The organism is Agrobacterium sp. ST15.16.055, assembly GCF_027956555.1.
Classification (GTDB): domain Bacteria; phylum Pseudomonadota; class Alphaproteobacteria; order Rhizobiales; family Rhizobiaceae; genus Agrobacterium; species Agrobacterium salinitolerans.
This window is the reverse complement of record NZ_JAQKGN010000006.1, coordinates 170,888-189,754: the sequence shown is the minus strand read 5'-3', so window position 1 is coordinate 189,754 and position 18,867 is coordinate 170,888. Positions and strand designations below refer to the sequence as shown.

Annotated in this window: 18 protein-coding genes and 1 tRNA gene; 8 read left to right on the top strand and 11 right to left on the bottom strand. The window is 59.3% G+C overall.

The window, feature by feature from the left end:
* Positions 1-70 precede the first annotated feature (70 nt).
* Positions 71-1,627, top strand: a complete 1,557-nt coding sequence (locus PL599_RS12045) for a phospholipase D family protein (RefSeq protein WP_191218243.1) — start codon at positions 71-73, stop codon at positions 1,625-1,627.
* Between the two features lie 16 nt (positions 1,628-1,643).
* Here PL599_RS12045 and PL599_RS12040 read toward each other — a convergent pair whose 3' ends face one another.
* The 3 genes from PL599_RS12040 to PL599_RS12030 all read right to left on the bottom strand — a co-directional run bounded on the left by PL599_RS12040 (position 1,644) and on the right by PL599_RS12030 (position 8,042).
* On the bottom strand, positions 1,644-2,477 hold the full coding sequence (locus PL599_RS12040) for a response regulator (RefSeq protein WP_089153216.1): 834 nt from the start codon (positions 2,475-2,477) through the stop codon (positions 1,644-1,646).
* Positions 2,478-2,637: 160 nt separating this feature from the next.
* On the bottom strand, positions 2,638-5,151 hold the full coding sequence (locus PL599_RS12035; RefSeq protein ID WP_077982206.1) for a GcvT family protein: 2,514 nt from the start codon (positions 5,149-5,151) through the stop codon (positions 2,638-2,640).
* A 260-nt stretch (positions 5,152-5,411) separates the two neighbouring features.
* On the bottom strand, positions 5,412-8,042 hold the full coding sequence (locus tag PL599_RS12030) for a mechanosensitive ion channel family protein (protein WP_269824651.1): 2,631 nt from the start codon (positions 8,040-8,042) through the stop codon (positions 5,412-5,414).
* Positions 8,043-8,164: 122 nt separating this feature from the next.
* Here PL599_RS12030 and PL599_RS12025 point away from each other — a divergent pair, with 122 nt between their 5' ends.
* The 5 genes from PL599_RS12025 to PL599_RS12005 all read left to right on the top strand — a co-directional run bounded on the left by PL599_RS12025 (position 8,165) and on the right by PL599_RS12005 (position 9,984).
* On the top strand, positions 8,165-8,419 hold the full coding sequence (locus tag PL599_RS12025) for a GlsB/YeaQ/YmgE family stress response membrane protein (RefSeq protein WP_269824717.1): 255 nt from the start codon (positions 8,165-8,167) through the stop codon (positions 8,417-8,419).
* A 155-nt stretch (positions 8,420-8,574) separates the two neighbouring features.
* Positions 8,575-8,650, top strand: a tRNA-Lys gene (locus PL599_RS12020).
* Positions 8,651-8,828: 178 nt separating this feature from the next.
* Positions 8,829-9,080 (top strand): hypothetical protein, encoded by a 252-nt coding sequence (locus PL599_RS22790; protein WP_137410446.1) that lies wholly within the window; start codon positions 8,829-8,831, stop codon positions 9,078-9,080.
* Positions 9,081-9,281: 201 nt separating this feature from the next.
* Positions 9,282-9,512, top strand: coding sequence for a hypothetical protein (locus PL599_RS12010; RefSeq protein ID WP_077982205.1), 231 nt, complete (start codon positions 9,282-9,284; stop codon positions 9,510-9,512).
* A 283-nt stretch (positions 9,513-9,795) separates the two neighbouring features.
* Positions 9,796-9,984, top strand: coding sequence for a hypothetical protein (locus PL599_RS12005; protein ID WP_077982204.1), 189 nt, complete (start codon positions 9,796-9,798; stop codon positions 9,982-9,984).
* A gap of 129 nt (positions 9,985-10,113) precedes the next feature.
* On the opposite strand, the gene PL599_RS12000 is transcribed toward PL599_RS12005, so the two are convergent.
* Both PL599_RS12000 and PL599_RS11995 read right to left on the bottom strand, forming a co-directional pair.
* Entirely contained in the window at positions 10,114-10,362 is a 249-nt protein-coding gene (locus PL599_RS12000; RefSeq protein WP_003524756.1) for a hypothetical protein, read from the bottom strand.
* 150 nt (positions 10,363-10,512) lie between these two features.
* Positions 10,513-10,671 carry a hypothetical protein gene (locus PL599_RS11995; RefSeq protein ID WP_162854283.1) on the bottom strand — a complete coding sequence of 53 codons (159 nt, stop codon included), beginning with the start codon at positions 10,669-10,671 and terminating at the stop codon, positions 10,513-10,515.
* Between the two features lie 218 nt (positions 10,672-10,889).
* Between PL599_RS11995 and PL599_RS11990 the strand changes: the two genes are divergently transcribed.
* The gene (locus PL599_RS11990) at positions 10,890-11,327 is read left to right on the top strand and encodes a PACE efflux transporter (protein ID WP_137410448.1); all 438 of its coding nucleotides are present in this window, start codon (positions 10,890-10,892) and stop codon (positions 11,325-11,327) included.
* Positions 11,328-11,357: 30 nt separating this feature from the next.
* Here the strand turns inward: PL599_RS11990 and PL599_RS11985 are convergent, their stop codons facing one another.
* The 5 genes from PL599_RS11985 to PL599_RS11965 all read right to left on the bottom strand — a co-directional run bounded on the left by PL599_RS11985 (position 11,358) and on the right by PL599_RS11965 (position 16,444).
* The gene (locus PL599_RS11985; protein ID WP_269824653.1) at positions 11,358-12,323 is read right to left on the bottom strand and encodes an alpha/beta hydrolase family protein; all 966 of its coding nucleotides are present in this window, start codon (positions 12,321-12,323) and stop codon (positions 11,358-11,360) included.
* A 113-nt stretch (positions 12,324-12,436) separates the two neighbouring features.
* Entirely contained in the window at positions 12,437-13,042 is a 606-nt protein-coding gene (locus PL599_RS11980) for an ABC-type transport auxiliary lipoprotein family protein (protein WP_173989184.1), read from the bottom strand.
* A gap of 15 nt (positions 13,043-13,057) precedes the next feature.
* Positions 13,058-14,428 carry an MlaD family protein gene (locus PL599_RS11975; protein ID WP_077982200.1) on the bottom strand — a complete coding sequence of 457 codons (1,371 nt, stop codon included), beginning with the start codon at positions 14,426-14,428 and terminating at the stop codon, positions 13,058-13,060.
* An 8-nt stretch (positions 14,429-14,436) separates the two neighbouring features.
* Positions 14,437-15,273, bottom strand: coding sequence for an ABC transporter ATP-binding protein (locus tag PL599_RS11970; RefSeq protein ID WP_077982199.1), 837 nt, complete (start codon positions 15,271-15,273; stop codon positions 14,437-14,439).
* A gap of 10 nt (positions 15,274-15,283) precedes the next feature.
* Complete coding sequence (locus PL599_RS11965) at positions 15,284-16,444, bottom strand: ABC transporter permease (RefSeq protein WP_271359073.1); 1,161 nt, start codon at positions 16,442-16,444, stop codon at positions 15,284-15,286.
* A gap of 143 nt (positions 16,445-16,587) precedes the next feature.
* Between PL599_RS11965 and dgcA the strand changes: the two genes are divergently transcribed.
* Positions 16,588-17,571 carry an N-acetyl-D-Glu racemase DgcA gene (gene dgcA, locus PL599_RS11960; RefSeq protein ID WP_269824655.1) on the top strand — a complete coding sequence of 328 codons (984 nt, stop codon included), beginning with the start codon at positions 16,588-16,590 and terminating at the stop codon, positions 17,569-17,571.
* A 254-nt stretch (positions 17,572-17,825) separates the two neighbouring features.
* Here the strand turns inward: dgcA and PL599_RS11955 are convergent, their stop codons facing one another.
* A complete protein-coding gene (locus tag PL599_RS11955; RefSeq protein ID WP_269824656.1) occupies positions 17,826-18,665 on the bottom strand; it encodes a UDP-2,3-diacylglucosamine diphosphatase in 840 nt (279 codons plus the stop codon).
* Between the last annotated feature and the right edge of the window lie 202 nt (positions 18,666-18,867).

Here is an 18,867-nt window from a genome sequence, read left to right as displayed (position 1 = left end):
GTGAACGCTTTATCCCCTCGCGCGTTTTCATCCCGCCTGATACTCTTCGGGCCGGGAGCGATCAAAACAAGTGACTGCATTTACGGTCTTCATCATCATTCTTCTCTTGGTCATAGGGCCAAGCCTGTTTGTCGTCATCGGCAAACAGCGGGAAAGGACCATTCCCAAGCGCCCTTCCGCCGCCCTGCCCCTTGCCGAAGACGCGACAACGCTGGACCGGCACTGGCAATCGATAAAAAACGGCTGGAATGAGAAGAATGCGCTCTGCCTGCTGCATTCCAACCTCGATGCCTTTGCGGTGCGCGTGGCGGCGGCGCGCGCCGCCGGGCGCAGCCTCGATCTCATGTATTACATGTGGAACGCCGATCTCACCGGGCGGCTGATGATGCGCGAAGTCATCGCCGCCGCCGATCGCGGCGTGCGCGTGCGCCTGCTGCTCGACGATCTCGGCGTTTCCATTTCCGACCGCATCTTCCACGCCATCGACAGCCATCCGAACATCGAGTTGCAACTGTTCAACCCCACCCGGGCGCGGGAAAACATCCTGCATCGAAGCATCGAGCTGGTGCTGCGCTTCCGCAGCGTCAACCGGCGCATGCACAACAAGGCATGGATTGCCGATGGGCGCGCGGTCATCGTCGGCGGACGCAATATTGGCGACGCCTATTTCGACGCCGCCGAGCGGGCGAATTTTCACGATTTCGATATTCTCGGTTTCGGCGACATCGTTGCCGATGCCACCGAAATCTTTGACGATTACTGGAACAGCGCCGTTGCCGTTCCGGTGCGGTCGCTGCTCGCACGCAGGCCCAACAAGCTTGCAAAGCTACGGCGCGAACTGGATGCGTTGCCGAAAAGCGAGGCGGCGAAACCTTATCTCGAACGGGTCGAAAGCCAACATGGGCGCGATCATTTCCTGATGTCGGATCGTCTGCACTGGGTCGAATCGGCAGATGTGCTGGCCGACCCACCGGAGAAGGCGGCGGGAAAGCGCCGCAAGGGCCATAACTTCCTGATGGAGAGCCTTTTGCCGCTGATGCAGGAGGCAGGCGACAGCCTTCACATCACCTCTCCCTATTTCATTCCCGGCAAACAGGGCGTGGGGATATTTTCAGGACTTGCGGAAAGCGGCGTCTCGGTCGCCATCCTCACCAATTCGCTGGCCGCAACGGATGTGGCCGCCGTGCACGCCGGTTATGCCCGCTATCGCAAGCCGCTTCTGGCCGCCGGGGTGCGACTGCACGAATTGCGCGCGCAGGCGGATCAGGCGAGCTTCACCCTGCGCGGCTCGGGCCAGGCAAGCCTGCATACCAAGGCCTTCACCCGCGATGGCGCGACCGGTTATATCGGCTCGCTCAATTTCGACCCACGCTCCGCCTCGCTCAATACGGAGATGGGCGTCGTGTTCAACTCAGCCCCGCTGGTTGCCCGCATGGACGAGATATTCGCCAAAGAAATCCGCCCCAGCATGAGCTTCGCGCTGGAAATCGACAAGGGCAGGCATATCGTCTGGAAGACGGAAGAACAGGGGCGAACCAGAACATACCGGCGCGAACCTGACGCCGCCATCAGCCGCCGCATCGTTGCCGGCGTCATGCGCTTCCTGCCGCTGGAATCGCAGCTTTAACGGGGAAAGCGTTGGATCAGGCCGCCGGCCTCACCCCCGCTTTCGCCAGCTGTATCTGCACCAGCGTGTCGAGGTTCTGGTTGACCCGGCAATAAAACTCCTCATCGATGAAGGGACGCAGCATGAAATCATTGCCGCCTGCCTTCAAAAACCGCGCGGAAAGCAGCCGGTTGGTGGAGGACGAAACCCCGATGATGCGCAGCTCATGCGACCCGCGCACGGTGCGGATGCGCCGCGTCAGCTCAAAGCCGTCAATATCGGGCATGTTATAGTCGGTGACCACAAGGCCGATATCGGGATTGGCCTTCAGGATATCGAGCGCCTTCGCCCCACTATCCGCCAGGCTGACACGGAAATTATAACGCTTGAGGCGGCTCGAAAGCAGCGCCCGCGCCGTCGGGCTGTCATCGACAATCAGCACATGATGGCGGTGGTTGGTGAGAAAGCGACAGACGGATTCCGTCAGCATGTCCACGGCGAAAATATTGTCCTTCAGAATATAATCGACCACATCCTTGGCGATCAGCGTTTCGCGCGTCGCCTCATGAAACGTGCTGGTGAAAACGATGGTCGGGATCGAAAGATCGATCAGATATTCCAGCGCCTCGCCCTTTTCCGCTCCCGGCAGGTTGATGTTGGAAATGGCGAGCGTTACCGGTTCGGACGAATGTTCGTAACAGGCCTGCAACTCTTCGAAGGAGCGGCATACCTCCACGGAAACGCCCAGCATCTCATTGAGCCGCCTGCTCACCATCTGGGTGAACACGTTGCTGTCTTCAGCCAGCAAAATCCGGCTATTTGTAAAAGGCACGCCCGAATACTGCATGCCCGTTATGCCCAGGAAATTCATTCTGTCCCGACCCCCATCGAATGTCAGCGTAAGATAGCAGGCTCATTTTTCAGAATGATTAATAGCACTATTTCTGAAGCATCAGTTGAGCACATGCTTACTTAAACGGAAATACGGCCCGCGAGGGGCCGTATTCCAAGTTTGGGAGGGGATTTCTGTCTTATACGCGCAGAAGCGCGTTATCGGTGTCGAACGGGCTCTCTTCCACCACTTCAGCATCGTAGGACGTGCCGAGAATGCGGATCTTGAGCTTGGTGCCCACGGCCGCATATTCCGGCTTGAGCATGGCGAGTGCGATGGATTTGCCCATGCGCCAGCCGAAACCGCCGCTTGTCGCACGCCCGGCAAGCACACCGTTCTCATCGAAGATCGCTTCAGAACCGCGCGCATCGACGTCTGTATTGCCAGACACGGTCAGCGTCGAGAACACCCACTTCGCACCGGCTTCCTTGTAAGCCACTAGCGCATCGCGGCCGATGAAGGATTTTTCCGGGCGCACGAAGCGATCAAGACCGGATTCATAGGCGTTGTATTCCACCGACAGCTCGCGGCCCATGTTGCGATAGGATTTTTCGAGCGACATGGAGACCATGGCGCGGATACCGAATGGCTTGATCCCGAATTCGGCGCCCGCTTCCATCAGCCGGTCGAAGATGTAGTTCTGCATCTCGATCGGATGGTGCAGTTCCCAGCCAAGTTCGCCCACGAAGTTGACGCGCAACGCATGCGCCGTCGCCACGCCGACGGAAATCTGCTTGCCGGTAAGCCAGGGGAAATCCTTGTTCTCAAGGCTCGTGCGTGTCAGCTTCTTCAACAGATCGCGCGACTTCGGACCGGCAAGAACCAGCACGCCGTATTTCTGGGTGATCGGCTGCAACACCACAGAACCGTCGGTCGGGGCAAGGCGGCGCAGAACGTCATGGTCATGCGCTTCGAGACCACCGGCCGAAACCATGTAGAAGCGGCCCGGCGCCCATTCATAGACCGTGAATTCCGCTTTCACGCCGCCATTCGGCGTCAGGAGATGGGTAAGCGCGATACGGCCGCGCTTCTTCGGGATGGCATTGGCGAGAATGCTGTCCAGCCAGGCCCGTGCGCCGGGGCCGGAGACTTCCATCTTGGCGAAGGCGGACATATCGAGCACGCCGACATTCTGATGCACATTCTTCACCTCGTTACCGACATGTTCGAAATAGTTCGAACGGCGGAACGACCACTTTTCAACGATACGACCGTCATCCAGAGCCGGCGCATGGTTGTGGCTGGTGATGACATCGGCGCCAACGCCGAGGTCTTCCTCGCGCAGAGCATAACCCTCCGGCGCATACCAGTTGGCGCGCTCCCAGCCATAGACGGAGCCGAACACGCCGCCGAGCTTCTTCAGACGGTCATAAACCGGCGTCGTCTTCAGCGGACGGGCGGCGGAGCGCTCTTCATCCGGGTAATGCATGGTGAAGACGTTGGCATAGGCTTCCTCGTTCTTGGCGATGAGGTAACCTTCCGTTGCGTAGGGGCCGAAGCGGCGCGGATCGACACCCATCAGGTCGAGCGTCGGCTCACCATCGACGATCCACTCGGCCAGCTGCCAGCCAGCACCACCGGCAGCGGTGATGCCGAAGGAATGGCCTTCGTTCAGCCAGAAATTCTTCAGGCCCGGTGCAGGGCCGACAATCGGGTTACCATCAGGCGTATAGGCGATCGCACCATTATAGACCTTCTTGATGCCCACTTCGCCGAAAGCCGGAACACGCACCATGGCCGTTTCGATATGCGGCATCAGGCGGTCGAGTTCCTCCTGGAACAGCTCATATTCACTGTCATCGGAAGGACCGTCGACATAACAGACCGGCGCGCCGACTTCATAAGGACCGAGGATCAGGCCACCCGCCTCTTCGCGCATGTACCAGGCAGAATCGGATTCGCGCAGAACGCCCATTTCAGGCAGGCCTTGGCGGCGACGTTCCTGAATGGCCGGATGCGGCTCCGTGACGATATATTGGTGCTCGACCGGAATGACCGGGATATTGATGCCCACCATCTCGCCGGTCTTGCGGGCAAAGGAGCCCGTGCAGGAGATGATATGTTCGGCGATGATCTCGCCCTTGTCCGTTGTCACCTTCCAGTGACCGTCTTCCAGCTGCTCGATGGCGGTGACTGTCGTGTTGCGATAGATGGTCGCCCCGCGGTCACGCGCGCCTTTGGCCAGCGCCTGTGTCAGATCGGCGGGCTGGATGTAACCATCGTCAGGATGCTGGATGGCGCCCAGCAGGCCGTCCGTCTCACACAGCGGCCAGATTTCCTTCACCTGCTCCGGTGTCAGCATGTTGACGCGCACACCGATGGTCTCGGCGATGCCGGCATAATACATATATTCGTCCCAGCGATCCTTGGTGCGGGCGAGACGGATATTCGAGACCTTGGAGAAGCCGACATTCATGCCGGTCTCTTCCTGAAGCTCCTCATAGAACTTCACGGAATATTTGTGGATCTGACCGACCGAGTAGCTCATGTTGAACAACGGCAGAAGCCCGGCCGCATGCCAGGTGGAACCCGAGGTCAGCTCCTTGCGCTCGATGAGAACGCTGTCGCTCCAGCCCTTCTTGGCAAGATGATAAAGCGTCGAAACGCCAACGACGCCGCCACCGATCACCACCGCCCGTGCATGTGTCTTCATTTACAGAACCCCTGAAAAGCGCCGGCCTTGCCTTATTCCGCCGACATTGGATGGGAGGAATATGAAGCGCTTGGCGGCCGTTCAGCCGCCTGATTGCGACATGGCCATAGGGTGCTGCGACAGGCGTGAAAATGCCGAGCATGCCGGACGAAGATCGCACAGCTCTGCGGCTCGTTTCTTCTCCCGCCGGAAAGAAGGCGACAGGCCGCAAATCCATGCCCGATAGCTTCGACGCCTGAGGCAAACAGCAATCTAGGCTTTTACGCGCCCGGCTTCTCCTTCGGTTCGGTCACCCTGCCGTCTTTCGACGTTTCCTTTTCCGGCGCAGAAGCCGCGCCGGTATGGGCCGCCTGCGCTTTTTCGCCCTCTTCCGAAAGCAGCGCCGCCATCATCTGCGGGTTGGCTTCGCCCTCCATGTGAATATTCAGATTGCGCTGAGGGAACGGAATATCGATCCCTTCCTCACGGAAGCGCTTGAGGATGGCGATCCTCATCGCATTTCTCACGCCGAGCCCGTTCGAAAGATCGGCAAGATAGAAGCGCAGTTCGAAATCCAGCGAAAAATCACCGAAGCGGACGAATTCCACGTGTGGCTCGGGATTGCGCAGCACCGGCGGCTGGGCGCGCACCAGTTCCAGCAAAATATCCATGACCTGCTGCGGATCGGAATCATAAGAGACGGAAACCGGTATTTCGGCGCGCATGATGCGGTTGCGGTGTGTCCAGTTGCCGACGGAGGAATTGATGAATTCCGAATTCGGCACGATGATCGACTGACCACGGAAGGTTTCTATCTCGGTGGCGCGCACGGAAAGCCGCTTGACGGTGCCCTCCGTCGTTCCCGTCACCACCCAGTCCCCTACCTTGAAGGGGCGCTCCACCAGCAGGATAAGGCCGGACACGAAGTTCGAGACGATGTTCTGCAGGCCGAAACCGATACCGACAGAAAGGGCGGAAGCCACCAGCGCCAGGCTGGAGAGGTTGAGACCCGCCGAAGACACGCCGAAGATCGCCGCCACAGCGATACCGAGATAGCCGATACCGGTCTTGACGGAATTGCGCACCCCGGCATCCACCTGGCCGCGCGCCATGACGTTGTTGTCCAGCCACCTCTGGAACCAGCGGGTAATGGTGTAACCGATGGCGAAGACGAGGATGCCGCCAAATATGCCGATCAGCGAAATAGAGGCATTGCCGACGGTGATGCCGGTCAACAGACGATAAGCCCAGCTTTCGATATCGCCCGGCTGGAAGCCCCAGGAAAACAGGATGAGCGGCACGCCGAAGGCCAGTGCCACGATATAGATGCCGAGCCCGGCGGCAAGGCCGGCCTGATCGAGCGCGACCACGCCCAGACCGAAACGCCGCGCGAGATAACGACCGGCAAGAGATTCCGCGAAGGCGCCCTGTCGCGAAATCGCCTTGCCCGAGAGAATGCCGATATACATTGTCGCCAGCACCGCGCCGGTGGCGACGATCTGCGTGGCAAGGAAGCGCGCAAGCCCGACATAGCCGGTGAGGCAGGCGCCGATGAGAACGAGGCCGCCCACTCGCAGCAGGATGACGAGCCAGCGCGGCAGGCGCTGGTTGCCGGTCTCATAATCCTGCCCCTCGCCGATCACCGGCCGCAGGAACGACACGGTGAGCAGGATGAGGCCGATGATGATCGAGGCGACGAAGCTCTTGGCGACGGTCACGATCAGCGGCGAATAAAGCGTCTCGCTGATCGTGCCGAACAGGTAATCGAGACCATTGACGAGCGCCATCAGCAACACCGCCGAGGACAGCGTATGCGCGCCCTTATTGGATACCTTCACAAGGCGCCATTCCGGCTGTGTCGGCGCAAAGATCGCATAGCTCAGTCGTGAGACGAAATAAACAAAACCGGTGATCGCCATCGCCCCGAACAGGATAGGCGCGATGTCCGACCGCAGCACGTTGAAATTATCGAGGAAGAAGGCCGAGGTGACGAGAAACAGGAACAGCGACAGCGACTGCACCATGGTTGACCAGAAGGCGACCGAAAGCCGTCTCAGATAGGAAGGCTCGCCCGTAAAGGCCCGCCGGTCCATACGGCTGCCGAAAAAGCGGTAACCGACCACCAGAAACAGCAGCCCCGCCATGATCGACAGCATCACCGCCCCGAACATCGGCAGGCGCTTGTAATTCCAGACGAAGCCTGCCCAGCTGCTGAAGGCGTTGTTGAGGTTGGTCAATTCGGTCAGAAAGGCAGAGGACGCGTCGCCCAGCGTCTGCGCCGAAACTTCCGTGCGCTTGAACAGCGTGGCGGCGAAAAGCGCGCGGCGAACGGCGGTGATGTTGTTGGAGATCTGTGCGGCATTGGTGGCCGTGCTCTCCACCTCGCCGGCAATCGCATTCACCTCTGCCCGTTCCGCCGTCAGCCGGTTTCGCTCCTCCGTCACCATGCTGGCTTCCGGCGGCTGGTCGTCCGCAGGCGCCGCACCCAGCGCATCCAGCCGGGTCTTGATCTGGTCAAGACGGGTGCGCAGCTTGGTGTTGGCGGCGGCGGCATCGGCGGCAATGGTGTCGGCGCGGCCCTTCAGGTCCACTAGCTGCGCATCGTCGCGGCCGCCGGCTTCCACCTGTTGGGCGATAGCAGCGACATCGCCCTTCCATTTCTCCAGCTCCGCCCTCGCCTGTTCGACGGTCGAAGCCTGGATAGCCACCGGCGCGGGCGATGTTGTTTCCCCTTGCGCTGCGGCCGGCATTGCCGACAAGAGACCGCCGGCAAGAAAAAGCACCACGGCCAGTATCGTCGCCATGGCGCTCCTCTGCCGCCGATCCGGCGCCAAGCCGTCGAAAACCCTGCCGTCCATCAATCCGCCGAACATCAACCGCACATCCACGCCTTTCGTTTTTTTGCACCGCATCAGGCTTTTTAGCGCCTGCCGCGCGGAAAACCACCCGCATTGAGGGAGGTTTTCAGGAGTTTGCCTTGCTTTTCACCACGAAAATCATCACCTTCGATGGTGCAGCAACATGGGAGGAAATCATGGAATCTGCTGGCATTGGCTGGATCGCAGCCGTCATCATCGGTGGTGTCGCCGGGTGGCTCGCCGAACAATTCATGAAAAGCAATATGGGTGTTTTCATGAACATCCTTCTTGGAATCGTCGGCGCGATCGTCGCCAACGCCATTCTTTCGGTATTTGGAATCGTTCTGCAAGGTTGGCTCGGTTATCTCATCGCCGGCTTCATCGGCGCCTGCATCCTCATCCTTGTCGGCCGGGCTTTCAGACGCGGGTAAAGAAAAGAAAAAATCCGTAAAACCGCGGATTTCCAGGATTTTCCAGCGCGACTGAAATTTTTTCGTCACAAAAATCGAAGAAATTTCATTTCCGCGCTGGACAAGCCCAAACTTCCCCTTTATACGCCCCCTCACACCGCCACACGGTGCCGGTCGGGTGATTAGCTCAGTTGGTAGAGCAGCTGACTCTTAATCAGCGGGTCGTAGGTTCGAGCCCTACATCACCCACCAAATTCCTCCTGAAATGACAAGACGTTGCGATGCAAACTTAAAGCATCGCATGATCCTTTGTGCGGATGCGGCCCCTCACTTCGGCATTGGCATCCCTGCCGCCGGCAACGATATCCGCAAGGAACAGGAATCTCGCTGCAGCACCGCCCGTTTCCCCAAAGCTGTCTCAATCGTCCTTATGATCGGGATCATGAGATTGCTCATCAACATATTGCTTTTTATTCTCGGCGCGGTCGGGAGCGGGATATGTGCGTTTTTATTATCGGCAGCGCTCGCCGATTCTGGATTTCTCGGCTCCTGTTTTGAGGGAAATTGCGCTTATGCGGCGCTTTTCATGGTGCTGCCCGTCACATGGTTCGTGCTTTTTGCGCTATATGTGATGGCGCTGCTGATCTGGCGGCGAAAGCCTTTCCGGAACGGAAGGCTCTGAAAACGGGACGGCGACGTCATCGCCGCCGCGCACGCGTTGACAGCGCTTACGACTTGCCGCTAACGTCCTGCCGCTGGGGGATTCGCTGCCAGTGATATGCGGGGCTCATGAGCAGACCCGATATCACCGGCCTCTGAATGTACATGTTCCGATTTGCGTCTCGCGTATGATGAGCATGACGGAAAACAGGGAGACCAAAAGATGCGGGCCTCGATCAATTCCCCGTCGCTTTCGATCGACACAATGGACTATCAGGCCGAGTGCCAGTTCGCGCTGGAGCCATCCATTCAAAAGCTGATGGAAAAAGCCGAACATGCCGGCTGGAACCGCCAGCAGGCCGCCCTTGCCATCGTCGCGCTCGCCAGCGAGCATCTCACCGATCTATTGTCCGCCGGCGACATTCCCGCGCCGGATCAACGTCCCCTCTCCTGATCTGCCTGAAGCCGGGCGGATCAGCGCCGGCGTCATCGAAACATCATCGCAAAAATCAACACAGCAGGTCCGGAGTGTCCCTGTCGACACTGCCGGAACAAGGTTTGTGCTGTGAAGGTCGACGTTTGGGGCAAAAGCCGATGCCTCGCGCACCCGACACTGCCTGTTGCGCGCCTGTCCGCTCGTTATGCCAGGCGCCTAACCGCCTGCCGGCAACCCTGCCATAGTGTTGACACAAGCCACCAATAATGAGAACATAAAGTGAACATTATGGAGGTCAGCGATGAACACAGCAGACGCAGCCATAGAAAATGCCCTCTCCGTTGTCGCCCGCTCCCGCGATATGCGCGAACGCGCGCTCGAGCGGCGGCGTGAGCTGCAACGGCGAACGGAAGTCATCGTCACCCGGCCGCTTTACGTCCTCAAAAAGAACGAAGGGCCGAAACAGCTGTCGCTGAAACTCGACAGCTAGTCGCCGATGCAAATAACCGGCAGGCGCAACGCCGTGAAAGCGGCGGCCCGTCTTCGTCCAAAAAGCAAAAATCCCGTGCGCATCACCTCACGCACGGGATTTTAAGAATGAAGAGGTTATTATTTTTGTCTATTGCATGCGCTGCATTGCGGCTTCCGGTTCGCCGGTCGTCGCAACCGTTGCAGGAAGGCGGTCGGTCTTTTTCAGGATGACGACTGGCTTTTCAACCGGATCTGTCGGCGGAACGATGCTTGCGGTTTTGAATTCGCGATCTACGGCAGGAACGGAAGCGTTGATCTGTTGATGACCTGCACATTCCGCAAGCGCTGCACTGGCCGAAAAACCAAAGACAGCGGCGATAATGAGAACTGATTTCATGTCATTCTCCCTTCGCTCTTGTGGCAATCTCCAGTCTATGTGGAGACGGGCCCGATTGAAAATCACACTTTAGAGACATCTAAAGCTCATCATCATGTCGGCAGTCGTCATTTTCGGTGTGCGGGCAAGTCGAGGGGCGATTGCATCGTCCTATTTTTCCCGCACATCCAGTGGATTTTGGCAAAGCGGTCTTCGAAATATCATCGCCACGTAACTTCCCTTCAGGGAAATGAGACTGGGCGTATAAGTCGAAACCTTCTCCGCATTGGCGGCCTTGATGGTTCTTCCCTCAGAGGGTTTCTGCTGCATGGCGCGCCTCCTTCCATCAGCGATAACGAAAATACCCCGATCTTGTTCCGATCACGGTTCCGTTGGTGTGCAGGAGAATGAAAGCACCGCCTTGGATGCCAGCAGCACCCGGCGCTTGAAAAATCCACCCAAAAGCTCTATATCGTCAGGCGCGAGGACGACCTCGGCCATATCGGCGACAGCATGCGGGACGGCCCGGTCATATACCGGAGAATGAAATGCGTTCCCTGCAAGATCGTATCCGCCACGCGCTCAGCTTTGAAATCATCGGCCTCATGCTCGTCATTCCCCTGGGCGCGCTGCTTTTCGGCATGCCCATGGAAGATATCGGCATCGTCGGCCTCGTCAGCGCCACGCTCGCCACGATCTGGAACTATGTCTATAATCTGGGCTTCGACCACGCCATGCAGCGCCTGAAGGGCACGACGCTGAAAACGCCGGCCATTCGGGTTGCCCACGCGGTGCTTTTCGAACTCGGCCTGCTGATCGTGCTGATGCCCTTCATCGCCTGGTATCTGAATATCAGCCTTGCCCACGCGCTGGTGATGGATATCTCCTTTGCGCTGTTTTACGTGGTCTATGCTTTTGTCTTCAACTGGAGCTACGACCGGGTTTTCCCCCTGCCGGAATGGAAGTCGCAGCAGGACGCCGCCTGAGAGGCGGCGGCCACAGCCGACATAGGCGGTTCAGCGCAGTGACGCCTTGAAGAAGCTCACGAGATCAGCATTGAACCCGCGATGGAACTCCACCCGGTCGAAGCCTGCCGCGTCGCTGCAAATCTGGGGCGCGGCTTTTGCCATCTCCGCTGGGCAAGGTGCAATAAAGGAAAAGTGCCCCGCCCCGTCCACCATCCGATAATCCGGCTTCACCGGCAGATCGTCACGCAGTCTCGCAACATCCTGTGGCGCGACACCATCACCGCCGCGCTCCGAACTCCAGAGTTGGACGGGGATCGTGATATTCTTCAGCTCACTCGCGCCGGGAAAGGCATTCAAGGGGTCCGCGGCAACCACAGCCTTTATCCGCGCATTCTGACCGCCATGCTGCGGTAATGTCGTCTTCTGCCGCATCTGCGTGCAAATCGGCGCCTGCGGGTCGGGACAGGGCAGTCCGGCATTGGCAAAATCAGGCATGCCGCCGGCAAGCACCAGCGCGGTATAACCGCCGCGCGAAAATCCAAAAACGCCGATCCGGCCGGCATCGATGGAACCGGCTCCACTAAAACCTTTCAGCAGATGATCGAGCAACCGGGCAATATCCGCCGGACGGTCCGTCAGCGCGGAAAGTTCGCCGGCCTTCTTCATGTCAAGCGCATTGTCTCCGGGGTGACTGATCGCCGCAACAATGAAGCCGGCATCCGCCAGCGCCGCCGCCGTATCCCGATGGCTGAAATAGGTACCGCCAAAGCCATGGGAGATGACGACGAGCGGATATTTGCCATCAGGAACAGGGCAATCGCGCACAGCGGACAAGATAAAGGGACCGATCCTGACCTCTTCCGGCGCAGTCGCGCAGGGCGACCACACTGCAGCCTTCATGGCAGCTTTGCCATTCGCCGATGGAACATCGATCAGCCGGAGACCGGCCGCCATGGCGGCACCCGTTCCAGACAGGGCGGAAAACACAAGGCAAAGCAGCAGCAGAAATCGCATCACCAACTCACGGATCGGGCTCACGGATCGGGACCATTATGCATAGGCCGATCAGGTGACCGGCGCTACGCGAACATAAAGCGGTTTCCTGTGGCAGCAATCACGCTGAACGCTTAAAGCGACCTCAGCGTCCAGGCCACGATCTCCCGCGTGGCGGCAGCGAAGGCCTGATCCAGCGCCTTCACGAAATTCGCATTACCGGAACCGCTGACGCGGGCGCTGGCGCGGAACACCTCCTGCGCCTTCACCGTGCCGTTACGGTCGTTCAGGAGCTTCACCGATATCTCGATATTGGCGATATTCTTCGCCGTATCGATTTCAAAGGCGCGAATATCGCTCACGACCTGATAGTCGATTGCCAGCCCCTGCCCCGGCCGGCCAACGCCGCCGAGCTTGCCGGTATCTTCGAAGGCTTCCACGAGCTTGGATTGCACCATGCGCGGCAGGCGGTCGCTCCATTGCGAATTGCCGAGATATTGCACCTCGGAACCGGAAAGCCGCACCACGATGTTCTCGCTATCGAGCGCCTTCAAGGCGGTCGGGTCGGCGATCAGCAGCTGACGGCTTTTCAGCGATGGTCCCTGCGTTACCGCCGCTGGCGATACGGAAAGGTCGAAAGTATCGTTTTTCGGCGCACCCGCACAGCCCGCCATCATCGCGGCAAGCAGCGGAGCGAGAAGAAGGGCGCGGCGCTTTTGGCCGTTCATCGATAGTCTCATTGGTCGATACCCCTCTTAGCGCCTTGTTCTGCCGTCATATTGTTTCACGGTTTCGCCGCCAAAGATCAACCGCTGCGGATCGCGGTCGATATTGGTGATGGCATTGTTGAGATTGTCGACCGTCTGTCGCGTGCTGCCGATCAGCGCCTGGAAATCCTTCAGGCCGGAGCTGGAGAAGCGCGTCAGATTGTCGGCAATCGGCCCGATGCGGGCATTGAGATTGTCCGCCACCGCCTTGAAGGAGGTTAGCGTCTCACGCGCCTTGGCAAACAGCGAATTGGCATCATCCGTGCCGAGCATGCCGTCCACCTTGGCGAGAATGCCATCGACGCGGCTGGAGGCGAGGTTCAGCTTGCGGCCCATCTCGGTGAAATCGGAAACCGCCTGGTCTATGTCGGCGCGACGCGCGCCCACATCATCGGCGATCCGCTTGAAATTCGCCACGGCATCGCGCGCATCGGCGGTGGCTGCGGAAACATCGCCCACCACGGTGCTGACCTTGGCGGGATCGACCGATGCCAAAAGCTCATCCGCGCGCTTCACAACCGTCTGCACTTCCGTGCTCGCCGCCTCGAAATTGCGTGCCGTGCTCTGCACCGTCTCCATGATGCCCTGAATATCGCTGGAAGCGGATGCCACATCCTTCGTCACCTTGTCGACATTCGACAGGATGGAATCGATCTTGCCAGCGTCGACCGCCTTCACCAGATCCTCGACCGCGGTGAGCGTACCGTCGAGCCGCACCGAAACGGATTGCACCGTGGTGGACAGCGAACTGAGGCTCGAAATGAAATTCTTGATCCCGTCGGAATTGGCCGCCAGCGCATCGGAGAATTTCTCGGCATTGCGCACGGTCTGCGTCAACGGCCCGCGCGCATCCTGCACGAAACCCTGCAATTCGCCGATGGCGCCATCGGCGCGTTTCAGAATTTTATCGGCCGTGGCAAGCAGGTTGGTGACACTGGAAAGGTCGGCCGTCAACTCGGCCGGAACACCGCTTTCAACGGCTTTCTGCAGAATACGCTCGCCATCCTTGTTGCCGCCGGAAAGCTCGATATAGGCGGCACCGGTCAAGCCCTGAATTTCAAGCACCGCGCGTGTGGACGGAAACACCGGCGCATCCGCCTGCACTTCGGTGAAGGCGATGGAGTAAGCCGGATCGTCGCGGTCAATCGCAAGCCCGCGCACCGTACCAACGGGAATACCGTTAAACCGCACCGGAGAGCCAACCGAAAGGCCGTTGGCGGAGCCGGGAATACGCACGATCAGTTGCGCCGTCGGGCCGCCGCGGCCAAACTCGGCCATCCAGTAAACGAAGCCGAATGCGGCGGCGATCACGATCAGCGTGAAAATTCCGACTATGGTGTAGTTCGCCTTGGTTTCCATGCTTCTTGTTACTCCACCGGATTTTCGTGTCTGCCGTCCGGAAGAACGACAGAGCGCGCCCGTTTGCCGCGGAAATAGGACTGCACCCACGGGTCGTCGCAGGCGAACATGTCCTGCAATGTCCCTTCCACCAGCACTTTCTTCTGTCCCAGCACCGCAATGCGGTCGCAGACGGAGAACAGGCTGTCGAGGTCGTGCGTCACCATATAGACGGTCAGGCCAAGCGAATCGCGCAAGCGCGCAATCAGCATATCAAATTCCGCCGCCCCGATGGGATCGAGGCCGGATGTCGGCTCATCGAGGAAGACGAGGTCGGGATCGAGCGACAGCGCCCGGGCAAGGGCCGCGCGCTTGATCATGCCGCCTGATAGTTCGGACGGGTATTTGTCGCCGGCATCGGGCTTCAGGCCCACCATCTCGATCTTGAGATAGGCCAGCTCGTCCATCAGCTTTTTCGGCAGGTCCAGATATTCCCGCATCGGCAGCTGGATGTTCTCCTTCACCGTCAGGCCGGAAAACAGTGCGCCCTGCTGGAACAGCACGCCAAGGCGCTGATCGAGCATCATGCGGTCGTCTTCGCTCGCCTTGTCGTAATCGGTGCCGAGAATGCGGATGGCACCTGCCTGGCGGGGCAGAAGCCGCAGGATCGCGCGCATCAGGACGGATTTGCCCGCGCCGGATGGCCCGATGAAGCCGAGGATTTCGCCGCGATAGACATCGAGATTGAGATCTTCGAGCACGTTGCGGCCATTGAACCCGACAGTCACACCCTCGACGGAAAGCACCGCCTCGCGGCCGTCCTTTTCGGTTTTTGTCTCTTGCGGTTTCTGGTCCAGTGTTTCCAACGCGCCCTCCTTAAAAATCGATGGCTGCGTAGAAGATGGCGAAAAGACCATCCACCAGAATGACGACGAAGATCGATTTGACCACCGACGAGGTGACGTGCTTGCCAAGCGATTCCGCCGAACCGCCCACCTTCATGCCCTCCACCGCCGCGACGATGCCGATGATGAGCGCCATGAACGGCGCCTTGATCATGCCGGCCGCAATGGTCGACTCCTCGACCGCGCCATGCAGGCGAGACAGGAACACCTCAAACGTGATGCCCGAATAAGCAAAGGCCACGATGGCGGCGCCAAACAGGGCGGCGAAATTGGCAAGAATGGTCAAAAGCGGCAGCGCGATGGTGAGCGCCACCAGCCGCGGAAACACCAAAACGCCCACGGGGTTGAGGCCGATCACCTTCAGCGCGTCGATTTCCTCGCGCATCTTCATCGAGCCGATTTCCGCCGTGATCGCGCTGCCGGAACGGCCAGCGATCATGATCGCGGTCAGAAGCACACCGATTTCGCGCAATTGCAGAATGCCGACGAGATCGACAACGAAGACTTCCGCGCCGAAATAACGAAGCTGGAACGCGCCCTGCTGGGCGATGATCGCGCCGATCAGGAACGACATCAGCATGATGATCGGCACAGCGCGCACGCCCATATGGTCGATCTGGTTGACGATGGCCGCCGGCGAAACGCCGCGCCCGCGCCCGAGCTTCATCTGCGCGCCGCGCACGGCGGAGCCGAGAATATACATGCCCGCCAGAAAATCCGCGCCGTTCTGCACGACGGCCTTGCCGACAGGCGCAAAAATACGTTCGGCAAGCCCCGCCTTCGCAACGGCCGCGCCCTCCATTTCCACTTTTTCGGGCAATTGGGAAATGACCTCTTCGATACGGTCATTGCCCGTCACGGTGACGGTGGCGCCATTTGCCTCCAGGTCCCTGCGCAGGCGCTGAATGATCCATGCGCCGGTCGTATCGATGGCCTCGACGGAAGAAAGATCGATTTCCACCGGGCCGGTGGATTTGGCCTTTTCGATCTTTTCAAGACTGGAGAAAACACCGGCGAGATTGCTGTTGCGCCAGGAACCGCTCAGGGCAAAACGCGAACCGCCGCCGGAGACGTTATCGTCTTCGGTGATTGCGGCCGGGTTCGCCTGTTGCCGTGTGTCCTGTTCTTGCATAATGCTCCGAGCGAGTGCAGTCGTCACGAGATTCTTAATGGTTTCATAACGGTTTGACCTTCGGCAAGCCACAGTGACGGCCGACAATTCGCGATAAATTTGGCGTCATGTGTCTTTTGACGCCTGTTAGGAAGTGAAAAAACATGCCCCGTTACCTTCAAGCCACAACAGAACGTTTCCCCGTGGCTGGCAGCTTCACCATTTCACGCGGCACCCGCACGCATGCGGATGTCGTAACGTGTACCATCCGCGATGGTTCCTTTACCGGCAGAGGTGAATGTGTGCCCTATCCGCGTTATGGCGAAAGCATCGAGGGCGTCATCGCCGATATCGAGGCGATGGCGGAACAGATCGCCGGCGGCGTGACACGACAGGAACTACAGCAGGCGATGCAACCCGGCGCCGCCCGCAATGCGGTCGATTGCGCGCTATGGGACCTCGAGGCCAAGTTCAGCGGCAAGACTGTTGCCGCGCGCATCCTTGGACAGGCGGCAAAGCCGCTCGTCACCGCCTATACCATCTCGCTTGCCGACCCCGAGACCATGGCCGCGAAAACGGCGGAAAACGCAGGCCGCCCGCTGCTGAAGATCAAGACCGGCACAGCAGATGACGAGGCGCGTCTAAGGGCCGTGCGCGCCGCCGCACCCGAAGCGCGCATCATCATCGATGCCAATGAGGGCTGGAATGACTATAATATCGAATATTATCTGCGGCTTGCGGCAGAGCTGAAGATATCGCTCATCGAGCAGCCGCTACCCGCCGGCAAGGATGACATCCTCGCCCGCATCGACCATCCGGTGCTGATCTGCGCCGATGAAAGCGTGCATTCCACCAGGGACCTCGCCGGCCTTCGCGACCGTTACGATGCAATCAACATCAAGCTCGACAAGACCGGCGGCCTGACTGAAGCGCTTGTCATGAAAGCGGAAGCGGAACGGCTCGGCTTCACCATCATGGTGGGCTGCATGCTCGGCACCTCGCTCGGCATGGCGCCGGCCGTGCTGGCGGCGCAGGGTGCGGCCTTCGCCGATCTCGATGGGCCGCTATTGTTGGCGCACGATCGTGATCCGGGGTTGGTTTATGAGGGTTCGCTGGTTTATCCGGCGCGGCCGGAACTGTGGGGGTGAGCCCCTAAAATTAAAACCAGATGAGGTGCGCCGCCACCGCGTATTTCTTCTCCCCGCCGGGGAGAAGGTGGCCCGAAGGGTCGGATGAGGGGGAAACGTAGCCGAATTTCGGAGAGCTTGCCCCCTCATCCCGCTGCCGCGACCTTCTCCCCGGCGGGGAGAAGAAACAAGCGGCATCCACTCGTACCACACGAGCGCGCATTGATCGCAAGGAAACACCGAAGGCTAGGTATCCCTTTAGCTCGCAGGCCCAATCAGGCCGCGTGCTTGCCAATCAAACCCGGAATATCCACCGGCTCCATCTCGTCCGATACCTGTTCGGCGGTAACGTCGCTCGTCTGCATCCAGGTGATCAGCTCGAAGCTGCCATCGGCGTTTTCGGCAATCGCCGTGCAGCTTTCCACCCAGTCGCCGGTGTTGATGTAGCGGATGCCGTCCATGTCTTCCATGACAGCGTGGTGAATGTGACCACAGATGACGCCATCGACATTGTTGCGCCGCGCCTCTTCGGCGACCACGCGCTGGAATTCTCCGATGAAGTTGACGGCGTGTTTCACCTGCAGCTTGGCCCAGGCCGAAAACGACCAGTAAGGCAGGCCGATGCGGCGGCGCACGGCGGCAATCGCGATGTTGAGCGCAATTGCCGCGTCATAGGCCCAGTCGCCGAGATAAGCGAGCAGGCGGGCGTTGCGCACCACCACGTCGAATTCGTCGCCATGGATGACGAGGTATTTCTTGCCGTCGCCCGCCTCGTGGATCATGCGTTCGGCCACTTCGATACCGCCGAAATGCATGCCAGGGAACTCCCGCAGGAATTCATCGTGATTGCCCGGAATATAAACGATGCGGGTGCCCTTGCGAGCCTTGCGCAGAAGCTTCTGCACCACGTCGTTGCAGCCCTGCGGCCAGTACCAGCTGCGGCGCAGGCGCCAGCCGTCGACGATGTCGCCGACGAGAATGATCGTTTCGGCTTCGTGGTATTTCAGGAAGTCGAGCAGATAATCCGTCTTGGCCGCCTTGGAGCCGAGATGAACATCCGAAATGAAAAGCGTTCTGAACTGTCTGGTTTCGATTTGACCGGCCACGGATTTCATCCCCCTGTTCGGTTGCGTCCCTGCGGCTTTCTTACCTCTCAGAACCAGACTCGTGTTTCAGCAACATGACAGCGGCGGTTTTTTGTATGGAATATGACGGATAGCTTCACGAAAACGCGAATAAGCCATGCCCGCATTTGCATAAGGAGGCGGTAAATAACGGCTGTACCACGGGGAAGTTTGTTGTATTCAGGGGGCCGGA

What these genes read in the sequence shown, in the direction of transcription:
- PL599_RS12040 (WP_089153216.1), bottom strand. Translation starts at nt 2,477, where the DNA reads ATGAATTTCCTGGGCATAACGGGCATGCAGTATTCGGGCGTGCCTTTT.
- PL599_RS12035 (WP_077982206.1), bottom strand. Translation starts at nt 5,151, where the DNA reads ATGAAGACACATGCACGGGCGGTGGTGATCGGTGGCGGCGTCGTTGGC.
- PL599_RS12030 (WP_269824651.1), bottom strand. Translation starts at nt 8,042, where the DNA reads ATGCGGTGCAAAAAAACGAAAGGCGTGGATGTGCGGTTGATGTTCGGC.
- PL599_RS12025 (WP_269824717.1), top strand. Translation starts at nt 8,165, where the DNA reads ATGGAATCTGCTGGCATTGGCTGGATCGCAGCCGTCATCATCGGTGGT.
- PL599_RS22790 (WP_137410446.1), top strand. Translation starts at nt 8,829, where the DNA reads ATGATCGGGATCATGAGATTGCTCATCAACATATTGCTTTTTATTCTC.
- PL599_RS12010 (WP_077982205.1), top strand. Translation starts at nt 9,282, where the DNA reads ATGCGGGCCTCGATCAATTCCCCGTCGCTTTCGATCGACACAATGGAC.
- PL599_RS12005 (WP_077982204.1), top strand. Translation starts at nt 9,796, where the DNA reads ATGAACACAGCAGACGCAGCCATAGAAAATGCCCTCTCCGTTGTCGCC.
- PL599_RS12000 (WP_003524756.1), bottom strand. Translation starts at nt 10,362, where the DNA reads ATGAAATCAGTTCTCATTATCGCCGCTGTCTTTGGTTTTTCGGCCAGT.
- PL599_RS11995 (WP_162854283.1), bottom strand. Translation starts at nt 10,671, where the DNA reads ATGCAGCAGAAACCCTCTGAGGGAAGAACCATCAAGGCCGCCAATGCG.
- PL599_RS11990 (WP_137410448.1), top strand. Translation starts at nt 10,890, where the DNA reads ATGCGTTCCCTGCAAGATCGTATCCGCCACGCGCTCAGCTTTGAAATC.
- PL599_RS11985 (WP_269824653.1), bottom strand. Translation starts at nt 12,323, where the DNA reads ATGCGATTTCTGCTGCTGCTTTGCCTTGTGTTTTCCGCCCTGTCTGGA.
- PL599_RS11980 (WP_173989184.1), bottom strand. Translation starts at nt 13,042, where the DNA reads ATGAGACTATCGATGAACGGCCAAAAGCGCCGCGCCCTTCTTCTCGCT.
- PL599_RS11975 (WP_077982200.1), bottom strand. Translation starts at nt 14,428, where the DNA reads ATGGAAACCAAGGCGAACTACACCATAGTCGGAATTTTCACGCTGATC.
- PL599_RS11965 (WP_271359073.1), bottom strand. Translation starts at nt 16,444, where the DNA reads ATGCAAGAACAGGACACACGGCAACAGGCGAACCCGGCCGCAATCACC.
- dgcA (WP_269824655.1), top strand. Translation starts at nt 16,588, where the DNA reads ATGCCCCGTTACCTTCAAGCCACAACAGAACGTTTCCCCGTGGCTGGC.
- PL599_RS11955 (WP_269824656.1), bottom strand. Translation starts at nt 18,665, where the DNA reads ATGAAATCCGTGGCCGGTCAAATCGAAACCAGACAGTTCAGAACGCTT.